The organism is Mycobacterium intermedium (assembly GCF_002086275.1).
GTDB classification, from domain to species: domain Bacteria; phylum Actinomycetota; class Actinomycetes; order Mycobacteriales; family Mycobacteriaceae; genus Mycobacterium; species Mycobacterium intermedium.
In genome coordinates this window covers 63,496-90,133 of sequence record NZ_MVHT01000007.1, presented here as the reverse complement: position 1 = coordinate 90,133, position 26,638 = coordinate 63,496, and the positions used below count along the sequence as shown (strand labels likewise).

Genomic DNA, 26,638 nt, shown 5'->3' with positions numbered 1-26,638 from the left:
GGCTCGGCGCTAACCTCGGGGCATGGATTCATTTCCACTCGGTCGATTCACCGTCTCGCGTATCGGCTTCGGTGCGATGCAGCTGCCCGGCCCCGGAGTGTTCGGGCCGCCGCGGGACAGGGACGAGGCGTTGGCGGTGCTGCGTCGGGCGGTCGAACTGGGCGTCACCCACATCGACACCGCCCAGTTTTACGGTCCCGATGTTGCCAACGAGCTGATCCGGGAGGCGTTGTATCCCTACCCGGAGAACCTGGCTCTGGTGAGCAAGGTGGGCGGCAGGCGCGACGAGGCCGGAGCTTGGTTGGAGCTCGACGAGCCCGCCGAGTTGCGCCGCGACATCGAAGCCAACTTGCGCACGCTCGGGGTCGACCAACTCGCGGCGGTCAACCTGCGAGTGTTTGAGAGTGGGGCGCCCGACCAGCGCTTTGATGATCAACTGGCAGTCTTGGTCGCCGCTCGCGACGAAGGGCTGATCGGCGACATCGGCCTGAGCAACGTCAGTTCGGAGCAACTGCTGCATGCTCTGGAAATCACCGAGATCGCCTGCGTGCAAAATGCGTTCAACCTCGTCCACCGGAATTCGACACCGGTGCTTGATATTTGCCGTTCGCGGGGCATCGCCTTCGTTCCATTCTTTCCCTTGGGATCGGCGTTTGCGGGGTCGGACAACCCGGTGTTGGGCAACGAGTTGATCCAGCGCGTGGCCGCCGAACTCGGCCGGACCCCGGCACAGATCGCATTGGCCTGGACCTTGGGTGTGGCGCCGAACGTCCTGCTGATCCCAGGCACGTCGTCCGTACAGCACCTCGAGGAGAACATCGCCGTCGCCGACATCGAGCTTGATGAGGAGACCCGCGAACAGCTGAATGCGGTTGCCGGGTAATGCCGGTCGTACGTTCGGTCGTTCGTTCGGCCAGGGCCGCTGATGCTGCGGCGTGCGTGGAAATCTTCCGTCCGTACGTGTTGGACACTGCGATCACCTTCGAGACGGAAGTGCCGACGATCGAGCAGATGGCGGCGCGGATCGCCGCAGCGCAGGTGATTCACGAATGGTTGGTGTTAGAGGTCGATGGTGACGTCGTCGGTTACGCCTACGCGCAGCAACTGAATCCGCGTGCCGCGTACCGCTGGGCGGTGGAAACGAGCGTCTATGTGGCGATGGACCGGCGGCGCTCGGGTGCTGGACGCTTGCTCTACCGCGAATTGCTGGATCGGCTCGCCGGCCGTGGCTTCCGGCGGGCGATCGGTCTGATCGCCCAACCCAACGACGCCAGCAATGCGCTACATGCGTCATTTGGGTTCCGGCCGGCTGGTCTGTTGACGCGAGTGGGCTGGAAGCTCGGCGCCTGGCACGACGTCCAGTGGTGGCAGCTGGATCTGGTGGACCCGGACGAGGAAATCGACCCACCGCCCGCCATCCTCGATTGACCGCTCGCCGGCCAGTTGGCCCAGCCGACTAGCCGCCCAGGCGCGGGAACAGTGCGAGCGCGTTGGTGCGCTCGATCGCCGCGCGAACACCGGCATCGATACCCGGACAGGTGTCCAGTTCAGTCGCGAAATACTGGGCGACGAACAACGGTGCGAACGGTATGTCTGAACCAAAGGTGATGTGACCCGGTTTGGCAAAGGCGAGCAGCGTCGGCAAGGCCGCCTCGGTCGAGGACAGCGCGGTATCGAAATAGAAGCTCGAGAATTCGTCGAGTGCCTCGGCAGGATTGCGGCCGGTGTCCAGGGTGATTCCCATTGCCAAGCGGTGACTGGCGTAAGGGACGAAGCCGCCGCCGTGACTGAGGATGAACTTGATGTTCGGGTAGCGCTGCCGTATTCCGTTGCGCACCAGCAGATACGCGGCACGGGTGGTGTCGAGCAAGAAGTCGGTGACGAACGGCGTAATGCCGGGCACGGCCGGCCCGGGCAGTTCGGTGGGGTGGATGAACACCACCGCGGAGCGCGCATCGAGGGCCGCGAACAGATCGTCTTGGCCTTCTTCGCCGACGTAGATACCGGAGTGGTTGGCCAGCAGTATCACACCGTCTGCATGCAAGTCGTCGAGCGCACGCGCCGCCTCAGTGGCGGCTTGCGCCACGTGCGGCATCGGCACGGTCGCGAAGAAGCCGAACTTGCCGGGGTTGTCGGCCACCACACCGGCCGAATAGTCGTTGAGATCGCGCGCCAACGCGGCGGCATCCGCAGGGTCGGATAGGAATGTGGTGCCCGGCGCGGACACCGACAGAACGGCCACGGCGACGTCGAGTTCCGCCATTGCCTGAAGTGACACTGCGGGACTCCAGTCCGGCAGTTCGCGCCCGCCCGCGTCATCGATACCGGCCGCGCGCAGTCGCTTCCGATACTCGGGCGGAATCATGTGGTGGTGGGTGTCGATTCGGGGCATCATGCGCTCCTGGCCTTGCAGAGGGCGGGCACGGTGTCCTCACGGCGAAACAACGACCGACCCGCGGTTTTGAATTGCGCCAGCCTATCGCTGAGGTGCTGACCTTCGCGAGTGTGACCCCAGATGCTGATGCCTTGATAAGTAGTTGGCTCCCAGGTACTTTCGTCGACGACAATAGGATTCCAGCCGACCTCCCATTCGAACCCCGACGGTGTCACGGCGTAGTAAGACAATTCGCGGTCATTGGTGTGTTGGCCGACGCTCAGCGCCATGTCGAACCCGAGATCCTTGACGCGTTGATAAGTCGCGGTCAGGTCGTCGAGGTCGGCGACCTGGATGTTGACGTGCTGGACGCGAGTTCGAATCGGGTTGATGGGCAGTCGGTTAACGGACGCGATGGCCACCGAGTGGTGCCGCTGGTTGACGCGCAGGAAGCGGATCTTGAATTTGAGGCCGCTCATCGTTTCGTCGATGTAGTCGCTCAGGCGGGCATCGAAGACCGTGCCGTAGTAGTTATGCACCTGGGCGGGCTTCTTCGATATGACGGCGACGTGGCCGATGCCGGCCTCGCCCGTGACGAAACCACCGCACACCGCCAGGTCGAGTGGCACGGCGCTGCGCCGGGCGCCGGTGAAGATCTCCTGGGTCAGACCGTTGGGTCCGGGGAAGCGCGCCATCCGTTCCGCGCCGCGCAACGCGGCCTCCTCGGCCGAGCCCTCGGTGACCCCAACGCCGTGACACCGCACCCGACGCAGGACTTCGTCAAAAGTTTCATGGTCGTCGAGTTCCCAACCGAGAGTCGTCACGTCCTCGGCCGGACCTCGCTGCAGCAGGAAGCGACATTCGTTGTCGTCGAGGCGAAATCGCATCACGTCGGACGGCGTGTCGTCACAATGCATGCCGATGGCCTCGCTGCCGAAGCGGCGCCAGTCGGCGAACTTGTCGGTTTCGACGACGATGTAGCCCAGGTTTGCCTTGCCGAATATCTTCATCATGCGAAAGCCGATCGTTCGGAGAGGAATTCGGTGACGAGTTGGTTGAACAGCTCGGCGCGCTCCCACTGCAGCCAGTGGCCGGTGCGGGAGGTCATGATCAACTGCGCGTTGGGCAAGGTATTGAGCAGTAGTGGCCCGCCGGACGGGCGGTTGACCTTGTCGTCGCGGCCCCACAGCACCAGGGTCGGTGTCGCCAGCCGCTTGAGCCGACTGTCGCGGGTGAGGTCCATACGCCACAGAGTGCGCAGTGCGGTGGGACCCGATGGGCGGCGCAACGGCGGATTGGCGACCACGTCGGGCTCGATAGACGCCGCATACCGCAGGTCGATCAACTCGTCGGGCACCGATGTGCCGTCATAGACAAGATAAGTCCGGATGAAGGCCGCGAGCTTGTCCCGGCTGGGTCCGTCGCCGCCGTAGTACGACAGCAGGGCCCTCAACCCTTCGGTCGGTACACCGCGGGTGGTCCCGATGCCGCCGGGGCCCATCAGCACCAGCTTGTCGACTCGGTGCGGCGTATCGAGCGCCAGGCGCAGCGCGGCGGCGCCACCGTAGGAGTTGCCGACCAAATGTGCCGACTCGACATCGAGTGCATCGAGTAGTCCGCGAATCATGTTGGCCAAGTAGCCAAATGGGTCAGACTGGTCGATGTGCTTGTCGGAGCGGCCATATCCGGGCAGGTCGGGAACGATCACCCGGAACCGCTGGGCGCCCGCGTCGATGTTGCGTGAGTAGTTCGACACGCCGGAGGCTCCGGGTCCGCCACCGTGCAGCATGACGACGGCCGGGCCACTGCCCGTCTCGGTATAGAAGATTGGCTTGCCCGCGACCGTGACGGTGTGTTCGCGAAGTGAGGTGGTGGTCATGCGGTGACTCCAATCTTGGTAGTGGGGGATACGCCCACGCCCAGATACCCGGCCGGCGGCGGTGGTAGCGGCTGGCCCGATTCGGCGGCCGCATAGATGAATCCGTCGGGACGCATCACGACGGCGGCGGCCTTCTTGCGTCGCAGCCAGCGTGAGAGGCTGCCGCTGAAGTCGCGGATGTCCGCCGGCGCCGTGGGTTCTTGCGGGCCGACCACCCGTATTGCCGGTACACCCAGTTCGGTCCAGGCTTGTGCGCCGGTCGGCGGTGCCCCGGTGTAGAGCAGTGTCCACCGCTGGGCCAGAACATCATCGAGACGCACCCTGGTGCCGGCGGGATCGGCCACCCACGGCTGGGGGATCTGCCATCCGGCCGCGCGGTGGCCCGTCACCAGGAAGCCGTCCCGATACCGCGCCTCGGGTACCCACATGAATTTCTGCAACCAGCGTGTCGCGGCGGGCAGTCGCATGAGGCCTCGACCGACGCGATTGCGCAGTGCGGCAGCGGCTTCGTTGCGCTCGGTGATGAGTCTCCCGACGCACACCGCGCGTCGGGTTACCTCGGCGACGTGCGGTTTCCGTTCGGCCTCATAGGAAGCAAGCAGCGATTCCGGCGCCTGCCCGCGCAGCACGGCGGCGAACTTCCAGCACAGGTTCGCCGCGTCGCGCACGCCCGCCGACATGCCCTGACCGAGCCACGGCGGCATGGCGTGGGCGGCGTCGCCGGCCAGGAAGATGCGGCCGGCGCGCCAGCGGTCGGCGACGCGGACGTGGTGGTGATATATGACCGCGCGCAAGATTTCGACGTTGTCCTCGGTAATGCCCTGGGCGTTCAGGACTTTCCACACTTCGGTCGGCGAGACGAGCTGCTGGTCGTCCGCTGCGGTGTGAGCGGGATATTCCCAGCGGTGATGGCCAAGCGGTGTAGGGCAATCCACGGTGGGCCGCGTGGGGTTGCAGTGGAACCGCAGCCGGTCGTGGGCATCCCATTCCCGAATTACCTTGGTGTCGATGACCACCCAGCGCTCGGCGTAGGTACGTCCCGAGTAGCCGATTCCGAGCTGTCCGCGGGTGGGGGACGAGCCACCGTCTGCGGCAATGACATACGACGCGCGCAGCCGCTTGAAGGTGTCGATGCTCAGATCGGCAAGCATCAACTCGACGCCGTCTTCTCGGTTGATCGCACGCAGGCACTCGTGCTCGAGCAGGACCTCGACATTGGGGAAGCGCTGCACGCCCTCGCGGAGCGCCCGGTCGACCGCGGGCTGGTACAAGAACTGCTGCGGCGGGTGCCCGGCACCATGTGCCGCGATTTTCAGGTGGATAAAGGGCGCGCCCTCGGCGTCGACGAACGCGATCGGCCGGTCGGGCAGCATGTCCTGCTGCAACCGCTCGGCCAGGCCGACCGACTGCCAGATGCGCATGACTTCTTCGTCGGTCGAGATCGCCCGTGCCCGTCCGTATATGTCCGGGTCGCGTTCGATGACGACCACTTTCAAGCCCAGTTGGCCTAACAGGTTGGCCGCGGTGGCACCGGTCGGGCCGTAGCCGATCACCGCGACGTCGTAGTCCGTGTTGAGCATCGCGGGCCTCCCTGCCGACGCTTGTACTGTAGCGACCACTACGGTAATGTAGTGATCGCTACAGCGTCAAGAATTTCCTGCGGAGGAGGTCCGGTGGCCAAAAAGGACGGCCCCAAGCCCCGCCGGCGTCGGGCCGACGGCGAACTGTCCCGAGTCCGGATCCTCGACGCGGCAACCGAAATCGCGGCCGAACGAGGCTACGAGGGCACCAGCATCGGCTTGGTGAGCGCGAAATGCGGGCTGCCGGCCAGTTCCATCTACTGGCACTTCAAAGACAAGGACGACCTGATCGCGGCCGTGATCGAGCGCAGCTTCGGCACCTGGCGGTCGGCGTGGCACATTCCCGCGGGGGGAAGTCCCGAGGAGCGGCTAGTGGCGATCGCGATTCAGACCGCCAAGACCTTGCTGGACTCGCCGGATTTCATCCGATTGGGGTTGATGCTGGCGCTGGAACGCAGACCCACCGAACCGCGCGCCCGCACCATGTTCCTTCAGGTCCGGGCCCGAGCATTTGAGCAACTGGTCGACAACTTCGACGAGTTCATACCGGGGCTCAGCAAGGCCGACATCCACCAGTTGGCGACGTACGCGATGGCCGGCGCCGACGGCCTGTTCATCGCCAAGGAGATCGGCGGTGACGCAGTCGATCTCGTCGCGCTATTCGAGTTGCACGGCCGTGCGATCTACGACGCCGCGGTGCGGCTCGCCGAGAAGAACGGCTGACACCATGGCGACGTTTGCCGGTCAAGCCGGGGCGCCCATCGTCGCCGCGATCGCGAGGAGCGGGGACGTGACGTACGCCGAAGCCGTATCGTCGATGCCCGCGAAGTCGGTCACGTCGGAAATGCGGGCCGCCATTGACGAGTTCAACGAAAGGACCGCGGTGGCTTTGCGCGGCGCGGGCGCCCGGCGCGCCAAATCAGTGTTTCTGGTCAATCCAGCGGATCCACCGATGCCAATACGAATCACGTTGTACTGCCTCGTCACTGACGGGCCCGCAGACGAACGGCGCATCGAGGCGGACGTGCTGGCGACGGTGGACCGGGTTCGGAAAGATGTGCCGGGTTGCCGGGTCAAGCACCGGGTGCAATGCGAAGGGTGCTCGTTGCACATCCCCGAATCCGGCGACTTCAGTGGCACCAGGGTCACCGTCTTGCTGGAAATTGCCGACGCCGAGCACCACGCTGAATTGGCGGGCGCAACAGGATGACTCGAGGCCTCTACATCAGCGACGTCACGTTGCGCGACGGCATGCACGCGGTGCGCCACCAGTACAGCATCGAACACGCCGTCACCATCGCCACGGCATTGGACGACGCTGGGGTGGACTCCATCGAAGTCGCGCACGGCGACGGCCTGGGCGGGTCCAGCTGCGTCTACGGCTTCGGCGCGCACACCGACCTGGAATGGATCGAAGCCGTTGCCGACGTGGTGCGCCGCGCCAAGATCGCCACATTGTTGTTGCCCGGCATCGGCAGCGTGGCGAACCTCAAGGACGCACACCGCGCCGGGGCCCGCGTCGTGCGGGTGGGAACACACTGCACCGAGGCCGCGTTGGCCGGCCGGTACATCGCCGCTGCGCGCGAGCTCGGGATGGAAGCCGTCGGCTTCTTGATGATGAGCCACCTGGCGGCGCCGACGAGGTTGGCCGAGCAGGCCAGGCTCATGGAGGGCTACGGCGCAACCTGCGTATATCTCGTCGATTCCGGCGGCGCGATGACCATGCGCGACATCGCGGACCGGGTGGATATGATGCGTCAAATCCTCGATTCCTCGACGGAATTAGGGATTCACGCGCATCACAACTTGTCGCTGGGAGTGGCGAACTCCGTGGTCGCGGTGGAGCACGGCGTGCGCCGGGTCGACGCCTCCCTGGCGGGCATGGGCGCTGGAGCCGGTAACGCGCCCTTGGAAGTGTTCGTCGCCGTTGCGGAGCGGTTGGGCTGGGACCACGGCTGCGACCTGCACGCGCTACAAGATGCGGCCGACGACCTGGTTCGGCCGTTGCAGGAGCGGTCGGTGCGGGTCGATCGCGAAACGCTGACCTTGGGTTTCGCCGGGGTGTACTCCAGCTTCCTACGTCACGCCGAAGCCGCCGCGCACCGCTACGGCATCGACGCGCGTAGCCTTCTCGAAGAGGCCGGCCGCCGCGGCATGGTCGGCGGCCAGGAAGACATGCTCGTCGACATCGCCTTGGAAATGACGGACGCGGCGAAAGGGGACCGGGATTGCCGGCCTTCGACTCTGGTGAGCTGGCCGGATTGCGCCGTTGGGCGCACGCCATCCTGACCCGCCACCGCGAAACCGAGATCTTTCAGACGTCCACCATGGGGGCGCTCCTCAACGGGGTGTACGAGGGGGACCTCACGATCCGGGAGTTGCTGCGGCACGGCGACTTTGGTCTGGGCACCTTCAACCGGCTGGACGGGGAGATGCTGGTGCTCGACGGGGTCTGCTACCAGTTGCGCAGCGACGGCAGCGCGACCGTCGCCGATGCCGACGAACGCACGCCGTTCGCCGCGGTGACCTGGTTCCACCCCGAGCGGCGCATCGACATCACCACCCCGTGCGACCGCGCCGCGCTCAAGTCCATCATCGACGCGAACCTGGACAGCGCGAATCTGATGGTGGCCGTTCGGGTTCGCGGTCACTTCAGCACCGTTCGCACCCGTACCGTCAGCGAGCAGCGCCCGCCGTATCGGCCATTCACCGAAGCCACCCAGGACCAGCGGGAGGTGACATTCACCGACGTGACCGGGACGCTGGCCGGCTTCCGGATGCCGAACTACGAACAAGGCATCTCGGTGGCCGGCTATCACTCGCACTTCATCGACGAGGACCGCCGGCGTGGCGGACATACGCTGGACTACCAGTTGGTGCGCGGGACCGTCGAGATCGCCATCCGCTCCGAACTGCATCTGAGCCTGCAGCACACCCAGGGGTTCCTCGGCGCGGATCTAGACCAAGCGGACGTGGACAGTCAGATCCGGCAGACGGAAGGGTGACGATGGGCCCACCCGAGGTGCGTGCGGCGCAAAGAGTCGTCGAGACGTTGAGCGCCTTCGGGGTTCGTTACGTCTTTGGCGTGCCGGGCGCCAAGATCGATTCAGTGTTCGACGCGCTGCTCGACAGTGACCTCGAGTTGGTGGTGTGTCGCCACGAACAGAACGCCGCGTTCATGGCCGCGGCGATCGGTCGCCTCACCGGCACGCCGGGAGCCGCGTTGGTGACGTCGGGTCCGGGCACCACCAACCTGGCCACCGGCCTGGTGACCGCGACCACCGAGCAGGACCCGATGGTCGCGATCTGCGGCGCGGTAGCGCGCGCCGACCGGCTCAAGCGCACCCACCAGTCCATGGACGCCAGCGCCGCGCTTAAGCCCTTCACCAAGTACACCGGAGAGGTCACCGACGCCGACAACGTTCCCGAGGCAGTCGCCAACGCGATCCGCGCCGCGATGACGGTGCCACGCGGCGCCGCGGCCGTAGTGCTGCCGGCCGACGTGACCAGCGCTTCGACCTCGGCCGCCATCGTCCGGCCGACACCGGTCTGCCGGCTCGGCGCCGCGCCGTCGGCGTCGATTGCCCAGGCCGCCAAGCTGATTCGCGCCGCACAGCGTCCGGTGCTGTTCGTCGGCATTCGCGCCGGCGACCCGGGGCCGTGTGCGGCGCTGCGCGAGCTGCTGGCCGTCACCGACCTGCCCGTGGTGGAGACTTTCCAAGCCGCGGGCTTGGTGTCGCGGGAGCTCGAAGATCGGTTCGTGGGTCGGGTCGGGCTGTTTCGCAACCAGCCCGGCGACATCCTGATCAATCACGCCGACGTGTTGGTCACCGTCGGTTACGACCCCGTCGAGTACGACCCACGATTGTGGAATGCCGATCCGACTCGGACGATCGTTCATATCGACGAGGTCCCCGCCGACCTCGACAACTACTACCAGCCGGCCATGGAACTGCGGGGCGACATCGCGGCGACCCTTGCCCGGCTGACGCCGCAGCTTTCGGGTCTGCGCCTGTCCGATGAGGTCGCGGCCAAAGTCGCCGAGCAGCGGGAGGCGCTGCGCCGCATCGACGACGACGCGCGGGCTCACCCCGACGGGGATCGGGTGCTCAACCCCGCGGCCGTCGTCCTCAAGATCCGCGAGGTGCTGGGCGACGACGCCACCATCGCGTGTGACGTCGGATCCCATTACATCTACATGGCCCGGCACTTCCGGGTCTATGAACCACGCAGGCTGTTGTTCTCCGACGGCCAGCAGACCCTGGGTGTCGCGCTGCCGTGGGCCATGGCGGCCACCATGGTGCGGCCGGGAACTCCGGTGGTGTCGGTGTCCGGTGATGGCGGATTCCTGTTCAGTGCACAAGAATTGGAGACGGCGACGCGCCTGGGCCTGACATTCACACACATCATCATGCGCGACAACGCCTACGACATGGTCGCATTCCAGGAGATGCTCAAGTACGGGCGCACCTCGGGCGTGCAGCTCGGTGACTACGACACCGTGCAATACGCCGCCGCGTTCGGCGCCAAGGGAATCCGGGTGAGCCGCATGGACGAGTTTCACCACGCGCTCACCCGGTCGCTGACCGAGCCCGGCGTCAAGCTCATCGATGTCCCGGTCGACTACAGCCGCAACACCGAGCTCTTCACCGAGCTGCACGAGGGTGTCCTCGATTGACCGCGAGCAGACACAAACTCGTACTATTTCAAGCGATTTCGTACAAGTTTGCGTCTGCTCGCCCAGGGTTATTTGAGCTCGGCCGACGAGAGGCCGAGTAGGCGGCGGGCGACCACCAGCTGCTGAATCTGTTGCGTGCCTTCGAAGATGTCCAGAATCTTGGAGTCGCGGCCCCACTTCTCCAGCAGGGACTGCTCGGAATAGCCGGTGGTGCCGGCCAATTCGACGGACTTGAGCGTGACGTCACTGGCCATGCGGCCGGCCTTGGCCTTGCTCATCGACGCCTCTTTCGAGTTCGGAATGCCGTTGTCGGCCTGCCATGCGGCGCGCAGCGACAGCAGATAGCTGGCCTCCCAGTCGGCCTCCATCCTCAGAAACTCCGCCGCGGCGGCACTTTGGACATGCGCGGGCCGGTCGTAGTCGATGTCCACGCCGGCCTCGGTGAGGATCTTGCGAATTTCCTCCAGCGCGGCGCGGCCGATACCGACAGCCATCGCGGCCACGATGGGCCGGGTGTTGTCGAAGGTCTCCATCACACCGGAGAACCCCTTGCCCTCCTCGATTTCGGGATTGCCCAGCAGGTTCTCCTTGGGGATGCGGGCGTTGTCGAAGCGAATCACCGCGGTGTCCGAGCCCTTGATGCCGAGCTTGCGCTCGAGGCGCTCGACGGTCACCCCTGGGTGCTCGCGCGGCACGATGAACGACTTGATCGCCGCCCGGCCCTTCGACTTGTCCAGCGTGGCCCACACGACGATGTGGCTGGCGCGCGATCCGGCCGTCACAAAGATCTTCTCGCCATTGATGACGTACTCGTCTCCGTCCAACGTGGCGGTTGTCGTCACCGCCGCCGAGTCGGATCCGAATCCCGGTTCGGTGATGGCCATTGCGGCCCAGACCTTTCCGAGCCGTTCCAGCTGCTCGTCGGTGGCCACCGCCGAGATGGCCGCGTTGCCCAAGCCCTGATAGGGCAGGGACAGCATCATCGCGACGTCACCCCAACTGGCTTCCATGGTCTGCACCAGCGCGGCCATGTTTGCGCCGTTGTGGTTCTCGTCTTTGCCTTCGTCGTCGTCGCGCAACGAGTCTGCGCCGGCGAAGTTGAACGATTCGGAGGCGCCCTCGAACAGCTTGATCAAGGTGTCGAGTTCGACCGGGTAGGCGTGTTCCTTCAGGTCATACTTCCGCGCGATCGGCCGCATCAACTCCGCCGCGCCCTGGTGGGTCTTGACGATGACCGCTTGCAGCTTGCGGGGAAGCTCCAGATTGATTGCCATGACTAAACTTTCAGCTCGTATGAGGTCTCGGGTGAGGTAACCGCTCAGATGACTACGACGCCCTCGGCCACGCCGATGGCTCGCAAGTCGCGGTACCAGCGCTCGACCGGGTGTTCTTTGGTGTAGCCGTGGCCGCCCAGCAGCTGCACGCCGTCCAAGCCGATCTGCATGCCTTTGTCGGCACCGAGGCGTTTGGCCAAGGCGGCCTCGCGGGCGAACGGCAGGCCTTGCTCGGCGCGCGACGCGCCGCGCCAGGTGATCAACCGCAACCCATCCAATTCAATGGCGATGTTGGCGCACATGAACGCCACCGCTTGACGTCGGGCGATCGGCTCCCCGAATGCGTGGCGTTCCTTGACGTAGGGGATGACGTAGTCGAGCACCGCGTGCGAGGTGCCGACGGCCAGCGCGGCCCAGCCCAGCCTGGCCAGGGCGATCGCCTCGGAGTAATCGTCGTCGGTGGCCTGATCTTCGCCCAGCCGGGCATCGAGTGGCACCGAAACCCCGGAAAGCTCAACCTGGCCCAGCGCCGCGGCGCGCACGCCCATGCTCGGGTCGGGCTTGACGGTCAGGCCCGCGGAGGAAGACTCGACGATGAACAACGCCGGCTTGCCGTTCAATTGCGCACCGACGATGAACAATTCGGCGTCGGCCGCGGCGGGAACCAGGGACTTCACGCCGTCGAGCCGGTAGCCGGACGGCGTGCGTACGGCGGTGGTCTTGAGCCGGGTGGGGTCGAACAGCGGATGCGGCTCGGCGATGGCCACGCAAGCCTGCGGCACATTCTCGCCGGCGAACTCTTTCAAGTAGGTCGCCTGCTGATCGGCGCTGCCCCAGTGGGTTAGCGCGGCCGCGACGCCGCCGGGCGCCAGAATCGGAAGCGCCAGGCCCATATCGCCGTAGGCCAGGGCCTCGGCCACAAGCACGTTGGTAACGCTGGAGCGATGCTCGGCGATGCCGTCGAAGTCTTCGGGAATGTTGATCGCGGTGATGCCGAGTTCGGCCGCCTTGGCGATCAGGTCAGCCGGGTAGGCGGCGGCTCCGTCGGCGTCGGGCGCGGCCGGCCGCAGTACCTCTTCGGCGAATTCGTTGACGGTCTCGACGATCATCTTCTGGTCGTCGTCGGGGGTGAGGTCGAAGTAGTCCTTGCCGCTGGACTTCAGGCGGGTCGGCCCGCTACCGGTGCTCTGCACCCGTTTGAACTGACGCGTAGCGGCGCCCGCGGTGGAGAACATCGTCTTCACCCCGTAGCGCAGGGCCCGGTTCATCGGATCGCGCAGGTGGTACTTGTCCAAGAATTCCTGCCCGACGATCGGGGTAAGCAGGGCTATGGCTATGTCGATTCCGGTGCGTTTGTGGGGCTGCAATCCGACGCCGGACTTGGGGCTCGTGCGCCGAGGTCGCCTCGGACCGGAGCGGGATGGTTTCAAATTGGGCTGGGTCTGGGTCATGTCAAAAGCCTCTGTCGTTGGGGCGATGCCATCAACGTTATCTTACTCCGGAGTAAGATAGGTAGGGTCCTGTTAGTTAATTCACAACCCGCAGCCTGCTCAGCACCTGCTCGTGCAGCAGGCCATTGGTCCCGACGGCACTGCCGCCGTGTGGCCCCGGGGTGCCATCGAGGCTGGTGAACTGTCCACCCGCCTCGCGCAGCAGGATGTCCAACGCAGCCAGGTCCCACACGGAAACCTCGGGTTCCGCGGCGATGTCGACGGCCCCCTCGGCCACCAGGCAATAGGACAGGAAGTCGCCGTAGCCGCGCACCCGCCACACCGCATCGGTGAGCTCGATGAAACGGTCGCGTATCCCGAGTTGCGCCCAGCCGGAGAGGCTGGAGAACGACAGGCTGGAAGACCCCAGGTCGGCAACCGCCGAAACCGTCAGCCGGCGTGGCGCGCCCCCGTCGACCGACGCGAACGCGCCCTGCCCGCGTGCGGCCCACCAGCGCCGTTGCAGCGCGGGCGCGCTCACCACACCAACGACCGGGACACCATCTTCGAGCAACGCGATCAAACTCGCCCACACCGGAACTCCGCGCACGAAGTTCTTGGTGCCGTCGATCGGGTCGACAATCCACTGCCGTCCACTGAAAGTCGTTGTGCCGCCGAATTCTTCGCCTAACACGCTGTCGTTGGGCCGGTCGCGGTCAAGGGCCTCGCGTACTTCGGTCTCGACCGCCCGGTCGGCGTCGGTGACCGGCGTCAGGTCAGGCTTGGTGTCGACGCGCAGATCCAGCGCCCCGAACCGGGCGCGCGTCACGGCGTCCGCCCGGTCTGCCAGCTGCAGCGCGAAAGTCAGATCGTTGCGATCCATGCAGCAGTCCTACCATGGCCGTATGTGGGAATTCCTCGTGCTGGTCCTGTTGATAGGGGCCCTGTTCCTGTTGATCGGGCCACGGTTCTTTGGACGGGGCCCACGGGGCGACATGGCGAGCGGCACGCTGCTGGTCACCGGGGTCAGCCCGCGACCCGACGCCACCGGCGAGCAGTTCGTCACCATCTCCGGCGTCATCAACGGACCGACGGTCAACGAGTACGACGTCTACCAGCGGATGGCTGTCGACGTCGACCAGTGGCCGGTCATCGGACAGCAGTTCCCCGTCGTGTATTCACCGAAGAATCCGGACAACTGGACCTTCGCGCCGCCACAACAGGCGCCGCCAGGGCCCGACTTTCCGGGCTAACCTAGCCCGGACGCAGGTGGTTGAACGCCCGACCCGAACAGATACCTGTCGGCGATCGCGTGTTCGTTGCGAATCGACATCTCCTGCGCGGTGTTCAGCCACAGTCCGTCGAAACCCGCGGAATGCATGCCGGCGTGGATTGCGCCGATGTTTGCCAGGTCTTGGGACGGGAGCTCACCCCATCCGTCGTGGTCCTGCCACCGCTGGAAAACCTGCCATTGCGTCTGGGGGACATCCCCGGGCGCGAAATGCTCCAACGAAAACATTTCGAAGGTGCAGCGGTTCGGATCGTCGGCATCCGGCAGCATGCGGTAGCCGAGCAGGCAGGACTTTTCCACGAGGATGACCATCGTGGGAAACATGTGCCAGTCGCCGTTGCCCGCGAAGTACTGCTCCATCGACATCTTCGGAAAGTCGACGCCCTCGGCCCGGGCGAGCTCCTCGCACAGCTGGTGATAGCGCACGAAGGGCGGAACTTCGCTGGGCTCCATCGTGGCCAACTGTTGCGCGGCGCGGTAGTCACGCTCGGTGACCAGGGAGCCGACCTCGAGGTACTGATATTGCATCGAGTTCGCGAAAACCTCAGGGCGAGCGGAAAGTTCCTGACGTCCGCTGTCGCGTTCGGCATGTTCGGGGCGCTGTGTATAGACGAATCGGGAGTGATTCTGATAAGCGATGGTCGGTGTGTAGGGAGCGTAGACGTACTCCTGCGGTGCGGCGGGGGCGGTCGACGGCCGCGGGCCCTCTGCGGACCGCATCGTCTGCGGGTGGGTACCGGGGGTGTGGTAGCCCTCGATGAAGGCGTCGATCACGGTCTTCCAATTCGCCGGCAGGAAGGTGCGCTTGCGCCAGCGGTACCGCATGTCCTGCAAACGAAATGGTGCAAGTGCCGTGGGCAAGGGGTCCAACCACTCGAGTAGGTCCGGTGGGTCTGCCGCCATGCTTACGAAGACCCACCCACCCCATGTTCCGACGCTGACCGGGCGCAGGCCCCATTCTTCGCGTGGACGGGCGGCGAACTCGTCGCGGCACGGGACGAAGGACGATCGGCCGTCGAGCGCATAGCGCCAACCGTGAAAACCACACCGGAATTCGTGCTCCGGTGTGCATCCGCTACCCAGGACGATCTTCATGCCGCGGTGGGCGCAGGTGTTGTGAAAGGCCTTGATGCCGCCGTCCTTCTGCCGTACGACCATGATCGACTGGCGGCCGATCGTGTACTCGTAATAGCAACCGGGTTCAGGGATCTCCTCTTCGCGACAGGCCGGCTGCCATACCTGAGTGAACAGCCGGTCCAGTTCGAGCTGTAGATATTCGGGGTCGATGTACCGGCTTTTCGGCACGAAAGTTTCACCGCAGGCGTACTTTTCGGGAACTTGCACAGTGGCAGCCTCGGTCATGTCACCCTTTCCGTCTACTAGCTGGCGGGTGGTTTATCGAAGATGTTGGGATACAGGACCGCTTCCTTGAAGGAAGTCTCGATTTCGGCGAAGGCGGTAGGAATATCCCAGGTCCCCGACGCCGACACGATCTCGCGCTCTATGACGGGGTTGGACATCAGACTGATCCGGCCGTTGCCCGCGAAGATGACTCGGCGATTGAGCCAATCCGACTGCACGCTGGCCAGATACACCACGGGAGGCACGCAGTTCTTGGGGGACAGACGAACATTGCTGTCCGAGTAGTCCATGCTGCCGCCACCCTTGATGCCCTGGGTCATGCGGGTTCCGGCGATCGGTGCGATCGCGTTACTCCTGACCCCGTAGTTGCGCAGCGCGTTGGCGCAGGAGAAGGTCAGACCGACGATGCCCATCTTGGCCGCCGCGTAGTTGGGCTGGCTCGGCGCGCCCTGCAGCCCCGACATCGACGTGAAGGTGATCAGTCGGTACTGGCCACCCCGGTTTTCGCGCCACCAGGCCGCGGCATGGCGGGTGACGTTGAAGGTGCCCTTGAGGTGCACCGAAACCACCGCATCCCAATCCTGCTCGCTCATCTTGAATACCATTCCGTCGCGCAGGATTCCGGCCGCATTCACCACGACGTCCAAGCCGCCGAGTGTTTCGGCCGCGCGGTCGATGAGGTCCGCGCAGGCAGCGAAATCGGTGATGTCGGTGGTGTCGGCGAATGCCTTGCCGCCCCGGCTCGTTATGCCGGCCACCACACTCTCGGCCGGACCGGCGTCACGGCCGGTGCCGTCGACGCTGACGCCGGCGTCGGACACCAGGACCGTCGCACCTTCGGCCGCCAGGCCTTCGGCCACCGCGGCGCCGATTCCTCGCCCCCCGCCGGTTACCAGCGCGGTACGTCCGTCCAGCACACCCATCGTCATCCAGCCCTTCGTAACGACGTTCGCATCCTCAGCATACAGAACAAAAATACACCATCTGTATAGTTGTTCGCTGGTGGCTAATCGAAGCCCCATTCCGAATAGCGGCGCTCCAACTCCGCCAGCGCTTCGCGACCACCCCGTTTGCCGCGTTCTTTCATGAAGTTGTACTCGTCCTCGCGCCAGGACAGGTTGCTGAACACCGTGTGGCCCATCGGGACCCAGTCAGCGAACTGCGCCATGCCGACGGCATGCCAAAACGCGATCAGCGCGTGCTTTCCGACCATCAAACCGTCCGCGGAGTGGTGGGCGATGGCGCGGGCGTAACGCATCGCTTCATCACGCAATGACTCGGTCGGCACCACCGACGCGGCGACCCCCCAGTCGTGCAGTTCGGTCGCGGCCACCTTGCGGCCGGTGATCATGGCCTCGTAGCCGCGATTCGGGCCCAGCTTGAGCAACGCCAGCGGCATGGCCGTGGAGAAACCCGCGAACCCGATGCGCGCCTGCGGTCGGGCGAGGTACATGTCCTCGGACACCACCAGGATGTCGGCGGCCAGTGCGAGATTCATGCCGGCGCCCAACGTGGCGCCCTGGCAGGCGGCGATCACGGTCTTGGGGAACTCCAGCCAGTTCGTCAAGTGACGGTGCAGCCGTCGCGCATTGCCCAGCCGTGCGGTCTGCGGTAATCGCTGTCCCTTGCGCAGCCCGGCAGCTTCGACGGGTAGCCGGCGGACATCGTCGCCGCTGCAGAAATCCTTGCCCTCGGCGAGCAGGACGACCACTTTGACATCGTCGTCGTCCTCGGCGCGACTCAGTCGTTCCTTGAACAGGGTGTGCATGTCCGGAGACAGGATGGCGTTGCGCCGCTCCGGGCGGTTGATGGTGATGTGGGCGATGTGCGGCTCGACGACTTCGTAACGGACCCAGTCTTCTTCGACCGTGAACTCGCCTCCATCGGGGGCGTCGTTGCTCATGTCACCCTCTTCCCGCTAGCGATACACAAGTACACTAGTCGACTAATTGTCACATCGTGGTGATACGGTCGGCGAATGCCAACGATTACTGTCAGCAAGCGGCTCGCGGCGCCACCAAAAGCGGTGTGGGCGACTCTTGCCGATTTCGGCAACGTCGACTGGATCCCGGGGGTCAGCGACGTTCGCGTCGAGGGCGACGGTCCGGGCATGCGGCGGCTCATCGGCACCAGCGGTGGGGACCCGGTGATCGAGACGCTTATCTGGATCAAGCCGGAAGAACGCGCCCTGTCCTACGAGATCGCCAACAATCCAATGCCGGTCAGCCGTTTCGTGTCCGTGGCTCGCGTCTCCGACGCCTCGGATGGCGCAGCAGAATCGACCGTCGTCTGGGAGGTTGACTACGAACCGACCGGCGACGACACGGCCGCCCGCGACGCGATCGAGGCGATTTACGGACTCATGGCCGACTGGATCGCGGACTATGCCAATGCGCATGCGACATGACTGAACACTTAGACAGATTCTGTTTAGAAGTTTAGGATGTACGGGTGATTGATCCTCTCGATTTGGTGCTGATCAGCGTGGACGACCACACCATCGAGCCACCCGACATGTTCGCGGGACGAGTGCCGAACCGCTATGCCGACGACGCTCCGCGCATTGTCGAGGACGCAGATGGCGTGTGCTTTTGGGTTTACGACGGCCTGCAGCTACCCAATATCGGACTCAACGCCGTCGCAGGCCGGCCCAACGATGAGTGGGGCTTCGAGCCGTCGCGTTTCACCGATATGCGGTCAGGATGCTATGACGTCGACGCGCGGGTCGCCGACATGAACGCTGCCGGTGTGCTGGCGTCGGTGTGCTTTCCGTCGTTTCCGACCATTTCGGGAGCGCTGTTCACCTACCGGGGCGACCGTGAGGTTTCGGCGGTGATGGTGCGCGCCTACAACGACTGGCACATTGAGGACTGGTGTGGGCGTCATCCCGACCGATTCATCCCGATGGGCATTCTGCCGCTTTGGGATCCGGCGCTCGCCGCCGCCGAGGTCCACCGGCTGGCCGGATTGGGCTGTCGTGCGGTGACGGCACCGCAGCACATCGCCAATTACGGTCAGCCGCCCTGGCAGGACCCGCACTGGGATCCGCTGTGGGAGGCGCTGTGCGAAGAGAACGCGGTGGTGAACATCCACATCGGCACCGGCGGTGGGTTGCCCGTGCCGTCGGACCAGACCACCTACCTCGCTTACAACTCGATGATGCCGATCGACACCCAGCGGTTCACCGCTGATCTGCTGTTCTCCCCGGTACTCACAAAGTTCCCCACGATCAAGTTCTCGCTCTCCGAGGGAGGCATCGGCTGGATTCCGTTTCTGCTGGAGCGATTCGAGGACATTTACTCCCGGCAGCGAGCATGGACCGGTGACGATCTCGGAGACGGATTGAGCCCCACCGACGTGTACCGCCGCAACTTCCTGTCGTGCTTCATCCGCGACCGGGTGGGCATCGAGATGCGCGAACGCATCGGGATAGAAACCATCTGCTGGGAAATGGACTATCCGCACTCCGACAGCAGCTGGCCCGACGCGCCCGAGCAACTCGCTGCCCAGCTGGAGGGCTGCACCTTCGACGAGGTCGAAGCCATCACGTGGAAGAACGCCGCTCGCGAGTTCGGCTACACCGGGGTAGAGCGCCTCGGCAGAGCGAACTGCACCGTTTCGGCGTTGCGGGAGAAGAATACTGGCCTGGATCTGTCCGCACCAAAAGTAGCTGCGGGACGCGCGCCGAAAGCGGGTGCCACCGCGATCACCTACGGAGACATGAAGGTGCGGATGGCCTCGATCCTTCGTGGTGGGGCGTGACCGAACCGGATTACGATGCCGTCCTCGGCGACGCCGACCGCGAGTTCCGCGACGAGGTCCGCGCCTTCCTGGCATCGACATTGGCTTCTGGCGTCGGCGCTGCCGGCGACGACAAGAGCCCTCTCGCACGGATGCGATGGTGGCAGGGACAACTACACAACGCGGGTCTGGCTGCCATCTCGTGGCCCGTGCAATTCGGCGGCCGCGCGGCAACTCCGCTGCAGCAGTTGATCTTCAACGCCGAGATGGCGACTGCGCGGGCGCCCGAGCCCATCAACCGCAGTGCCATCAACCAACTGGGACCCACCATCATCCAGTGGGGCACCGATGAGCAGCGTGCGCGCTATCTTCCGAAAATCCTGTCCGGAGAAGAGGTGTGGTGCCAGGGGTTCAGTGAACCCGAAGCGGGCAGCGACCTGGCCGCGCTGAAAACGCGGGCCGAAATCGACGGTGACGACCTGGTGATCACCGGTCAGAAGATCTGGACCTCGAAAGCCCAGTACGCGGACTGGATCTACATTCTGGCCCGCACCGACCCGGCTGCGGACAAACACGCCGGGATCAGCTATCTACTGGTGCCACTTCGGACACCGGGCATCGAGGTGCGCCCGATCCGCCAGATAACCGGCGCCGCCGAATTCAACGAGGTGTTCTTCGATGCGGTGCGGGTGCCGCTCACGCATGTGCTCGGACCGCTGCACGGCGGTTGGACCGTCGCGAAGTCCACTCTGGGTTATGAGCGCGTCGGCCAGAGTCGCACCCACCGCATCGAGCGGCGACTTGCGATCCTGGCCCGCCTGGCGCAGGAACCTAATGCGCTGACAACCAACGGCTTTGGTGACAGCTATGTCGCGGACCGGATCGTAGGCTTCGCGGCCCAGGTCGAGGCGCTGCGGCAGATCGCGGCGCAAGCGACCGCCGCCGGGGTTCGTGGAGTCAGCCCCGGACCGGAGGCGTCGGTGGCCAAGCTGTTGACGTCGGAGGTCGACCAGGCGATGGCCAACTTCGGGTTGGACCTCGCCGGGCCCGCCGGAACGCTGGAGCGCGGCTCACCGGGCGCGGCCAAGAACGGCAATGTCGCGAAGAGCTACCTGCTGATGCGGGCCGCGACCTTTGGGGCGGGCACCTCAGAGATCCAGCGCAACGTCATCGCCGAGAAACTGCTGGGGCTGCCCCGTGACCCGTAATGACATGCGGCTACTGACTGAGATCGCCGACACCGCAGCAGAACTGGCTGAACTACGGCAGTCGGCCGGCGAGATCCTACGGCGGGCGTGGTCACCGGCCGCTTTCCGCGGTTTGCTCGACGGACCGAGTCCGGCCTTCGACGCCGGGCTGTGGCAAACCATAACCGGGTTGGGCTGGCCCGATGTCCTGGTGAGCGAGGCGAATGGCGGGGGAGGAGGGGGTGTACGCGAACTTTGTGTGCTCGCCGAACTAGCCGGCGCCGTGGCGGCCCCGGTTCCATTGCCCGCAACGGCCGCGGCGAACTGGTGTGAGGACCGCAGCGGCGACGGAATCAGCCTGCTGCTGCCCGGGCGCGGTGAGCGCACTGGTGACCGCGTCTCGGGGGTATGGCCAGTGGTGCCGTTTGCTGCGGTCGCGACCAGGTTGTTGGTCTGCGCGGGCGCGGGCGATCAAACCGTTCTGGGGGTGGTTGATCCGACCGCCACAGGCGTGGTGCGCCAACCGGTGACGCCATTGGATCATAATCCGGCCGCACGAATTGAGTTGCGGGCAGTGCCAATTCGTGCCCTCGATGAGGGCGAAGGCGCCGGTCGACGTTTTCGCGACGCGATCTTGCGCGCGCAGGTCGCGCAACTGGCCGAACTCGTCGGCATCGCGTCGGCCGCCAACGACGCCGCAACCGAGTACGCCAAGCAGCGCATCGCATTCGGTCATCCGATCGGCGCCTATCAAGCCATCAAGCACCGCCTTGTCGACCAGCGGTGCGCAATCGAGATCGGACGGGCTCTGGTCAACCGTGCCGCGGACGCGTGCGAGCAAGGGCATCCCGATGCACCGGCATTGACATCGCTTGCCGCATTTTGGGGCATCGATGCGCTGCGCGCGGTACCTGAAGGCGCCACCCAGGTATTCGGCGGCATTGCCTACACGTGGGAGCACGAAGCTCACGTTCACCTTCGCCGTGCGGCGAGCGCCGTGGCCGCACTGGGCGCCCGAGCCCAGCACCGGGACGCCGTGACCCGCTGGCTCAGCAGCCGCCATCCCGTCGCCCAGAACGGGGAGCGTGAATGAACACCGGCGCTCGCGACTCCTTTCTGACGGGAATCAGGGTCCTCGAAATCGGCGACGGGATCGCCGGATCCACGGCGGCGGCGCTGTTGGCCAGCCTGGGAGCCGAGGTCACCAAGGCATCTCACCACGACACACCCAGCCGCGTCGGGCCGATCATCAAGACCGAGACCGGGCCGGTTGCGGCAGTGGACCTGACGCTCGACCGTTCCAAACGCATCCTCGGACCGTCAACGGATGCAAGCGCTTTGGCGAGTGACTATGACATTTATGACATCGTGATCGTCGACCGCGGCACCGCCTTGACGCCGCCGGAAGCCCACGACGCCGTGGTGGTCGTCGTCAGTCCGTTCGGTCTCGATGGACCACGGTGCGCCGAATCGGGTGGCGAGTTGGTTGCCCAGGCCACCGGCGGGATGCTCGCCACCATCGAAGGGTCTGACGGCACGCCCGTGCCAGCACCCGGCTACGTCGCGTCCAAGGCCGCGGGCGCGGTGACCGCCCTGGCGGCACTGCACGGTCTCGATCAACGCAACAGCACCAAGGCATCGGTCCTGGTGGACGTGTCGGTGCAGGAAGCCGTGGCGTTCACCGCCGCTCTGCCGGAGTGTGCCCACGTGCTGTACTCATGCCCCGGGCGGGCGGGCAGCGGTCGTTATCTCGCACCGTCGGGGCTGTTCGAGTGCCGCGACGGGATGGTGCGGATCACCGCGGTGGAGAACCACCAGTGGAAAGGACTGCTGGGCGCCCTGAATCATCCTGCGTGGGCCGCCGGCCTTGACGAACGATCCGCCCGCATCGATCACGCGGACCTGATCAACCAGCACGTCGCCGCCTGGGCGGCAACTCAGGCCAAAGAGGGATGCGCCGCCCTGCTGCAGGCCCATGGCGTGCCGTCGACCCCGGTGAACACACCCGAGGAGATTCTGACATCACCCCAATTCGCCGCCCGCGCTGCGGTTTCGGCGGCTCGGCTCGGCGGTGTCCCGTTGTCCGTCCTCGAGGCACCGTGGTTGACGCAACTCGGTGGTCCCGGTGTTGGCGACCGCGCGTCCCGGCTCAGCGACGTGCGGATCGTCGAGCTGACCCACGTGCTCGCCGGACCCATCGTCGGGGCACTCCTGGGTGCAATGGGGGCGCCGGTGGTGCGCCTGGAAGACCCTGACCGTCTCGATATCTACCGCCGTACCGGCCCCTTCGCCCACGGGAAGCCGGGAATCGAGCGCGGTGCCTACTTCTCGGTTTCCAACCACTCCAAACAGAGCAGGTTGATCGAGCCGAGTCGGGCCACCCAGGATGTCGCCGCAGCGCTGAAAGATGCCGACGTACTCATCGAGAACGTCGGTACCTCTCGACTGACTCGGTTGGACGTGAACCCCGTGGCGCTCGCGGACTCGGGCAAGTTGGTGATGCGGGTCTCCGGCTTTGGTTCGACGGGACCGATGGCCGGGTATCGGGTGTACGCCAACAACGTTCAGGCGTACGGCGGACTGGCGGGACTGACCCTGAGCGCCGACGGCACCCCGGCGAAACTGGGCACGGTCATCGCCGATCCGCTGTCTTCCGTGGTGGCGGCAACCGTGATCGCCGCTTGGGCCTTGGGTCCGGGGCGTAACACCGGCGCGATTATCGATCTGTCGATGGCAGAGGTCGTCGCATCCACCGTGGCGGAATTCGTCAGTGCGGCGTCGGCCACCGAACAATCGGTGGTCGACAATGCGACCCCACCACACCGGGGGATCTACCGAGCCGTCGACGGGCGCTGGGTCGCGGTTGAACTCAGCGGGTCGGACGACCGGACACATGCGGCGGATCATGCTGCAACGCAAAGTTATTTGACGTCCGTCATTGCCACCATGTCGGCGCGCGAAGCGAGCGCGCGATTGGCGACGGAGGGCATCCGCGCCGTGCCAGTGCTGCGGGCCGAAGACCTGGTCGCCGATCCTCATCTGGCCGCACGCGGATTCTTTCCCGAAATCGCCCACCCAGACCCTGAAATCGGTACCGCCCGGCTGGTCGGCCTGCCGTGGCGGTTCGTGGGCCGCGGCCCCGTGCCGCTCGCGCCCCCACCGGCGCTGGGAAGCACGAACCTGCACCAGGAAAGGATGACAAGTGCCCGTTGACGTATCCGATGGTTTGACGGCGACCGTGTGGTCGGCGTCATTCGTGCCGGCGAAGTCGCCGATTCCCGGCTACGGCGAGAACGGCTACAGCGTCGCATGGGTCGACACGGACGGTGAGCGGCTGCAAGTGTTGGTTTCGGGGCCACGTCCGGCCCCCGGTACCACGGGTCGCCTCATCCGAACGTCCCTGTCGGACGAGACAGTCCTCCTCTTTCACGAGAATCCGGCATGACCGGCACGCACATCGCCGGCGTCGGGGTGACACCGTTCGGCAAGCGTAGTGAGGCCCGTTTGGCCGACCTTGGTGTCGAGGCCGCGGAGCTGGCTCTCGCCGACGCCGGGCTGGACTATGACGCCGTGGGTGAGGTGTTCACCTCGTCGTCGATGGCGCCGCCGCAGACCGCCCTGAAAGTGGCCCATCGGTTGGGCCGCACCGCCATTCCGGTGACCGCAACGGAGAGTGCCTCCGCGGGCGGCATGGTTGCATTGCGCCACGCGGTGTGGGCGGTGGCGTCCGGCCGCTGCGACACCGCCCTGGCGATCGGATACGAGAAGACCACCGCGCTGGAACCGGGCGGCGTCGTGCCGGCCGCCGTCGAATTCTGGGATCGCTTCCCGCCGCAACTGCATTACGCCATCGAGGCGAATCGCTGGCTGTACGAGACGGACTCGAAGCCGGAGGTCATCGCCGCGGTCGCGGCCAAGGCGTACAACCAAGCTCGGCTCAATCCGTTGGCCGCGCGACGAAGCGACGCCGAAGTGACCGTCGAGCAGGTCATGTCGGCCCGCGTGGTCGCCGAGCCGCTGACGAAGATGATGTGTCATGCCTCGGCCGACGGCGGAGCGGCGATTGTGGTGACCGCCAACACCTTCCCACGGTCGGTTTCGGTCGCCGCGATCGAACAGACCAGTTGGCCGCATGACCCGCAGTGGCCGTTGTCCGGTCCGTGCGTCGGTCCGCCGTCGCAAATAGCTCTCACCGCCAACCGGGCTTTCGCCGCAGCCGGAAAGGCGCCCGCCGATGTCGGTATCGTCTCGCTGCACGACATGTGCGCCAGCGAGGAGATCACCGCCCTGATCGCGCTGGGTCTCGTCGACGCCAAGGGAGCAGCCGAACTGGCGGTCTCAGGCGGACTTGCCAGTGGTGGGCGGCTCCCCACCAACACCGACGGCGGGTGTCTGGCCCGTGGTCACGCGTTCGGCGCCACCGGTCTGGCCCAGGTGGCCGAAGTCGTCAGCCAGCTTCGGGGAGAAGCTGATTCGCGCCAGGTTGCGGATCCTCGGATCGGCCTGGCGCAGGCCATGGGCGGCGGAGGGTCCTGCGTGGTTGCCTTGTTGGAAGGTTAAAACGGCTGAAAGCCGACCTGAAAGCCGACCTGAAAGCCGACGTTGTGTGTGAGGGCTTCAGCGGTAGTCCAGGACGACGGGCAAGTGGTCGTGGGTGTGGACCAGCGCGGATGCCCGCGGCACGCGGTCACCGACCACGTGGATTCCCTTGGCGCGTTTGGTGACTTCTTCCAGCAGTAAACGTGCTTCACGCCGGGCAAGGGCGGCGCCCATGCAGAAGTGCTCCCCGACGCCGAATCCCAGATGGCTCGCGGCGTCTTCGCGGGTGATTTCGAACCGCTCCGCGGTAGGTCCCCAATGGTCCTGGTCGCGATTCGCCGAGGCGTAGGCGAGCAGCACGCCGTCGCCTTCTTTGATGGTTACGCCGCGCAGCTCCACATCCTGGGCGGCCTGGCGTGCCATGCTCATGACCGGTGTCCAGTATCGAAGGACCTCCTCGACCGCGTTGCCGCTAAGACTCGGTTCGGCGAACAACTTTGCGGCCTGATCGGGATGACCGTCGAGGCAGTCGGCCAGTCCCGCTATCAGGCTTTGTGTCGTCTCGCTGCCCGCCGCCAGTAGCGTCAGCGCGTAGATCATCACCTCCATGTCGTTGAAGGGCTCGCCGTCGATGGTGACGGTGGACAGCATGGTGAGCAGATCGTCCCGCGGTTGCTCCTTGCGTTCGGCGACCAAACCCATGAGGTAGGGGCCGATGTGTTCGAAGATGAACGTGTAGTCCTCATCGCTGGCGACGCCGCTGCCGACGTTTGCGATCGTGGTCGCCCACCCGGCGACCTTTGGCCAGTCCTCTTCGGGCACCCCCAGCAGGTACGCGAACACATAGACGGGAATGGGCTCGGCCACTCGCTGAATCCAGTCGAACTCACCGTTCGGCAGATCGTCGAGGACGTCGTGTACGACTTGGCGGACCCGCGCTTCCAGCTTCGCCACCGCGGATGGCGTGAACCGAACCCCGATCGCCTTCCGGTGTGCGCGGTGTTCCGGGGGGTCCATGAACATGATGCCGCGAGTGCCGTAACCCTGCGGGTCTCGGCCCTCACGGTGGGCGATCAGATCCATCATGATGCCGATCCGCTCCGACTTGAACTTCTCCGGGCGAGCCGAAATCCCCTTGATATCATCGTATTTGGTGATCACCCAGAACTTGCCCTCGTCATACCAATGCACGGGGTCGGTGTCGCGCAACTGCGCGAACGTCGCGTTCGGGTCGCCGAGGTAGAACGCCGGTTCGTCAAATCGGGCGGCTGCGATCGTCACCATTCTTTGAACAATAGAACAT

At 65.4% G+C, this 26,638-nt stretch carries 26 protein-coding genes; 15 read left to right on the top strand and 11 right to left on the bottom strand.

The genetic code is table 11. The features are described from left to right. Positions 1 to 22 precede the first annotated feature (22 nt). Entirely contained in the window at positions 23 to 883 is an 861-nt protein-coding gene (locus BST27_RS04490; protein ID WP_069419157.1) for an oxidoreductase, read from the top strand. Positions 884 to 939: 56 nt separating this feature from the next. Next, on the top strand, positions 940 to 1,428 hold the full coding sequence (locus BST27_RS04485) for a GNAT family N-acetyltransferase (protein WP_232007272.1): 489 nt from the start codon (positions 940 to 942) through the stop codon (positions 1,426 to 1,428). A gap of 28 nt (positions 1,429 to 1,456) precedes the next feature. On the opposite strand, the gene BST27_RS04480 is transcribed toward BST27_RS04485, so the two are convergent. From BST27_RS04480 to BST27_RS04465, 4 genes are read right to left on the bottom strand one after another with little or no spacing between them, the layout of a single operon-like run. Further along, positions 1,457 to 2,392 carry an amidohydrolase family protein gene (locus BST27_RS04480; RefSeq protein ID WP_069419155.1) on the bottom strand — a complete coding sequence of 312 codons (936 nt, stop codon included), beginning with the start codon at positions 2,390 to 2,392 and terminating at the stop codon, positions 1,457 to 1,459. Continuing rightward, positions 2,392 to 3,384: a VOC family protein gene (locus BST27_RS04475; RefSeq protein WP_372515528.1), complete on the bottom strand. Its 993-nt coding sequence runs from the start codon at positions 3,382 to 3,384 to the stop codon at positions 2,392 to 2,394. Before BST27_RS04475 ends, BST27_RS04480 begins: the two co-directional genes overlap by 1 nt. Beyond that, positions 3,384 to 4,253, bottom strand: coding sequence for an alpha/beta fold hydrolase (locus BST27_RS04470; protein WP_069419153.1), 870 nt, complete (start codon positions 4,251 to 4,253; stop codon positions 3,384 to 3,386). The genes BST27_RS04475 and BST27_RS04470 overlap by 1 nt, the downstream gene beginning before the upstream one ends. Then, the gene (locus BST27_RS04465; protein ID WP_069419152.1) at positions 4,250 to 5,833 is read right to left on the bottom strand and encodes a bifunctional 3-(3-hydroxy-phenyl)propionate/3-hydroxycinnamic acid hydroxylase; all 1,584 of its coding nucleotides are present in this window, start codon (positions 5,831 to 5,833) and stop codon (positions 4,250 to 4,252) included. The genes BST27_RS04470 and BST27_RS04465 overlap by 4 nt, the downstream gene beginning before the upstream one ends. A gap of 93 nt (positions 5,834 to 5,926) precedes the next feature. Between BST27_RS04465 and BST27_RS04460 the strand changes: the two genes are divergently transcribed. From BST27_RS04460 to alsS, 5 genes are read left to right on the top strand one after another with little or no spacing between them, the layout of a single operon-like run. Continuing rightward, complete coding sequence (locus tag BST27_RS04460; protein WP_069419151.1) at positions 5,927 to 6,556, top strand: TetR/AcrR family transcriptional regulator; 630 nt, start codon at positions 5,927 to 5,929, stop codon at positions 6,554 to 6,556. Between the two features lie 4 nt (positions 6,557 to 6,560). Then, positions 6,561 to 7,043, top strand: a complete 483-nt coding sequence (locus tag BST27_RS04455; RefSeq protein ID WP_069419150.1) for a hypothetical protein — start codon at positions 6,561 to 6,563, stop codon at positions 7,041 to 7,043. Then, positions 7,040 to 8,122, top strand: coding sequence for a 4-hydroxy-2-oxovalerate aldolase (gene dmpG / locus BST27_RS04450; protein ID WP_079219936.1), 1,083 nt, complete (start codon positions 7,040 to 7,042; stop codon positions 8,120 to 8,122). The genes BST27_RS04455 and dmpG overlap by 4 nt, the downstream gene beginning before the upstream one ends. Continuing rightward, the gene (gene budA / locus BST27_RS04445) at positions 8,062 to 8,838 is read left to right on the top strand and encodes an acetolactate decarboxylase (protein WP_069419149.1); all 777 of its coding nucleotides are present in this window, start codon (positions 8,062 to 8,064) and stop codon (positions 8,836 to 8,838) included. The genes dmpG and budA overlap by 61 nt, the downstream gene beginning before the upstream one ends. A 2-nt stretch (positions 8,839 to 8,840) precedes the next feature. Next, complete coding sequence (gene alsS / locus BST27_RS04440) at positions 8,841 to 10,511, top strand: acetolactate synthase AlsS (protein ID WP_069419148.1); 1,671 nt, start codon at positions 8,841 to 8,843, stop codon at positions 10,509 to 10,511. 68 nt (positions 10,512 to 10,579) lie between these two features. On the opposite strand, the gene BST27_RS04435 is transcribed toward alsS, so the two are convergent. From BST27_RS04435 to hisN, 3 genes are all read right to left on the bottom strand, one after another. Next, the gene (locus BST27_RS04435) at positions 10,580 to 11,785 is read right to left on the bottom strand and encodes an acyl-CoA dehydrogenase family protein (RefSeq protein WP_069419147.1); all 1,206 of its coding nucleotides are present in this window, start codon (positions 11,783 to 11,785) and stop codon (positions 10,580 to 10,582) included. A 44-nt stretch (positions 11,786 to 11,829) separates the two neighbouring features. Further along, entirely contained in the window at positions 11,830 to 13,236 is a 1,407-nt protein-coding gene (locus tag BST27_RS04430) for an acyl-CoA dehydrogenase family protein (protein WP_069419146.1), read from the bottom strand. Positions 13,237 to 13,312: 76 nt separating this feature from the next. Continuing rightward, positions 13,313 to 14,098, bottom strand: a complete 786-nt coding sequence (gene hisN, locus BST27_RS04425; protein WP_069419145.1) for a histidinol-phosphatase — start codon at positions 14,096 to 14,098, stop codon at positions 13,313 to 13,315. Positions 14,099 to 14,120: 22 nt separating this feature from the next. Between hisN and BST27_RS04420 the strand changes: the two genes are divergently transcribed. Continuing rightward, positions 14,121 to 14,468, top strand: coding sequence for a hypothetical protein (locus BST27_RS04420; protein WP_069419144.1), 348 nt, complete (start codon positions 14,121 to 14,123; stop codon positions 14,466 to 14,468). Here BST27_RS04420 and BST27_RS04415 read toward each other — a convergent pair. The 3 genes from BST27_RS04415 to BST27_RS04405 form a co-directional block, all read right to left on the bottom strand. Further along, a complete protein-coding gene (locus tag BST27_RS04415) occupies positions 14,465 to 15,868 on the bottom strand; it encodes an aromatic ring-hydroxylating oxygenase subunit alpha (protein ID WP_069419143.1) in 1,404 nt (467 codons plus the stop codon). The genes BST27_RS04420 and BST27_RS04415 overlap by 4 nt on opposite strands. 17 nt (positions 15,869 to 15,885) lie before the next feature. Beyond that, a complete protein-coding gene (locus BST27_RS04410; RefSeq protein ID WP_232007271.1) occupies positions 15,886 to 16,797 on the bottom strand; it encodes an SDR family NAD(P)-dependent oxidoreductase in 912 nt (303 codons plus the stop codon). A gap of 77 nt (positions 16,798 to 16,874) precedes the next feature. Beyond that, complete coding sequence (locus tag BST27_RS04405) at positions 16,875 to 17,771, bottom strand: enoyl-CoA hydratase/isomerase family protein (RefSeq protein ID WP_069419142.1); 897 nt, start codon at positions 17,769 to 17,771, stop codon at positions 16,875 to 16,877. Between the two features lie 75 nt (positions 17,772 to 17,846). Here BST27_RS04405 and BST27_RS04400 point away from each other — a divergent pair, with 75 nt between their 5' ends. The 7 genes from BST27_RS04400 to BST27_RS04370 are packed head-to-tail and all read left to right on the top strand — an operon-like array spanning position 17,847 to position 25,356. Beyond that, a complete protein-coding gene (locus BST27_RS04400; RefSeq protein WP_069419141.1) occupies positions 17,847 to 18,275 on the top strand; it encodes an SRPBCC family protein in 429 nt (142 codons plus the stop codon). Positions 18,276 to 18,319: 44 nt separating this feature from the next. Further along, positions 18,320 to 19,630, top strand: coding sequence for an amidohydrolase family protein (locus tag BST27_RS04395; RefSeq protein WP_079219594.1), 1,311 nt, complete (start codon positions 18,320 to 18,322; stop codon positions 19,628 to 19,630). After that, positions 19,627 to 20,817, top strand: coding sequence for an acyl-CoA dehydrogenase family protein (locus BST27_RS04390; protein ID WP_069419140.1), 1,191 nt, complete (start codon positions 19,627 to 19,629; stop codon positions 20,815 to 20,817). Before BST27_RS04395 ends, BST27_RS04390 begins: the two co-directional genes overlap by 4 nt. Then, entirely contained in the window at positions 20,807 to 21,889 is a 1,083-nt protein-coding gene (locus BST27_RS04385; RefSeq protein ID WP_069419139.1) for an acyl-CoA dehydrogenase family protein, read from the top strand. The genes BST27_RS04390 and BST27_RS04385 overlap by 11 nt, the downstream gene beginning before the upstream one ends. Beyond that, on the top strand, positions 21,886 to 24,009 hold the full coding sequence (locus BST27_RS04380; protein WP_232007270.1) for a CoA transferase: 2,124 nt from the start codon (positions 21,886 to 21,888) through the stop codon (positions 24,007 to 24,009). Before BST27_RS04385 ends, BST27_RS04380 begins: the two co-directional genes overlap by 4 nt. Further along, positions 23,999 to 24,241: a hypothetical protein gene (locus BST27_RS04375; protein ID WP_232007269.1), complete on the top strand. Its 243-nt coding sequence runs from the start codon at positions 23,999 to 24,001 to the stop codon at positions 24,239 to 24,241. The genes BST27_RS04380 and BST27_RS04375 overlap by 11 nt, the downstream gene beginning before the upstream one ends. Next, positions 24,238 to 25,356, top strand: coding sequence for a thiolase family protein (locus BST27_RS04370; protein WP_069419138.1), 1,119 nt, complete (start codon positions 24,238 to 24,240; stop codon positions 25,354 to 25,356). Before BST27_RS04375 ends, BST27_RS04370 begins: the two co-directional genes overlap by 4 nt. A gap of 57 nt (positions 25,357 to 25,413) precedes the next feature. Here BST27_RS04370 and BST27_RS04365 read toward each other — a convergent pair whose 3' ends face one another. Beyond that, positions 25,414 to 26,619 carry a cytochrome P450 gene (locus BST27_RS04365; RefSeq protein WP_069419137.1) on the bottom strand — a complete coding sequence of 402 codons (1,206 nt, stop codon included), beginning with the start codon at positions 26,617 to 26,619 and terminating at the stop codon, positions 25,414 to 25,416. Positions 26,620 to 26,638: the final 19 nt, after the last annotated feature.

Bases quoted from the DNA above. Each gene is read 5' to 3' on its own strand.
- BST27_RS04490 (WP_069419157.1), top strand. From the start codon at position 23: ATGGATTCATTTCCACTCGGTCGATTCACCGTCTCGCGTATCGGCTTC.
- BST27_RS04480 (WP_069419155.1), bottom strand. From the start codon at position 2,392: ATGCCCCGAATCGACACCCACCACCACATGATTCCGCCCGAGTATCGG.
- BST27_RS04475 (WP_372515528.1), bottom strand. From the start codon at position 3,384: ATGAAGATATTCGGCAAGGCAAACCTGGGCTACATCGTCGTCGAAACC.
- BST27_RS04470 (WP_069419153.1), bottom strand. From the start codon at position 4,253: ATGACCACCACCTCACTTCGCGAACACACCGTCACGGTCGCGGGCAAG.
- BST27_RS04465 (WP_069419152.1), bottom strand. From the start codon at position 5,833: ATGCTCAACACGGACTACGACGTCGCGGTGATCGGCTACGGCCCGACC.
- BST27_RS04455 (WP_069419150.1), top strand. From the start codon at position 6,561: ATGGCGACGTTTGCCGGTCAAGCCGGGGCGCCCATCGTCGCCGCGATC.
- dmpG (WP_079219936.1), top strand. From the start codon at position 7,040: ATGACTCGAGGCCTCTACATCAGCGACGTCACGTTGCGCGACGGCATG.
- alsS (WP_069419148.1), top strand. From the start codon at position 8,841: ATGGGCCCACCCGAGGTGCGTGCGGCGCAAAGAGTCGTCGAGACGTTG.
- BST27_RS04435 (WP_069419147.1), bottom strand. From the start codon at position 11,785: ATGGCAATCAATCTGGAGCTTCCCCGCAAGCTGCAAGCGGTCATCGTC.
- BST27_RS04430 (WP_069419146.1), bottom strand. From the start codon at position 13,236: ATGACCCAGACCCAGCCCAATTTGAAACCATCCCGCTCCGGTCCGAGG.
- hisN (WP_069419145.1), bottom strand. From the start codon at position 14,098: ATGGATCGCAACGATCTGACTTTCGCGCTGCAGCTGGCAGACCGGGCG.
- BST27_RS04420 (WP_069419144.1), top strand. From the start codon at position 14,121: ATGTGGGAATTCCTCGTGCTGGTCCTGTTGATAGGGGCCCTGTTCCTG.
- BST27_RS04415 (WP_069419143.1), bottom strand. From the start codon at position 15,868: ATGACCGAGGCTGCCACTGTGCAAGTTCCCGAAAAGTACGCCTGCGGT.
- BST27_RS04410 (WP_232007271.1), bottom strand. From the start codon at position 16,797: ATGACGATGGGTGTGCTGGACGGACGTACCGCGCTGGTAACCGGCGGG.
- BST27_RS04405 (WP_069419142.1), bottom strand. From the start codon at position 17,771: ATGAGCAACGACGCCCCCGATGGAGGCGAGTTCACGGTCGAAGAAGAC.
- BST27_RS04400 (WP_069419141.1), top strand. From the start codon at position 17,847: ATGCCAACGATTACTGTCAGCAAGCGGCTCGCGGCGCCACCAAAAGCG.
- BST27_RS04380 (WP_232007270.1), top strand. From the start codon at position 21,886: ATGAACACCGGCGCTCGCGACTCCTTTCTGACGGGAATCAGGGTCCTC.
- BST27_RS04370 (WP_069419138.1), top strand. From the start codon at position 24,238: ATGACCGGCACGCACATCGCCGGCGTCGGGGTGACACCGTTCGGCAAG.
- BST27_RS04365 (WP_069419137.1), bottom strand. From the start codon at position 26,619: ATGGTGACGATCGCAGCCGCCCGATTTGACGAACCGGCGTTCTACCTC.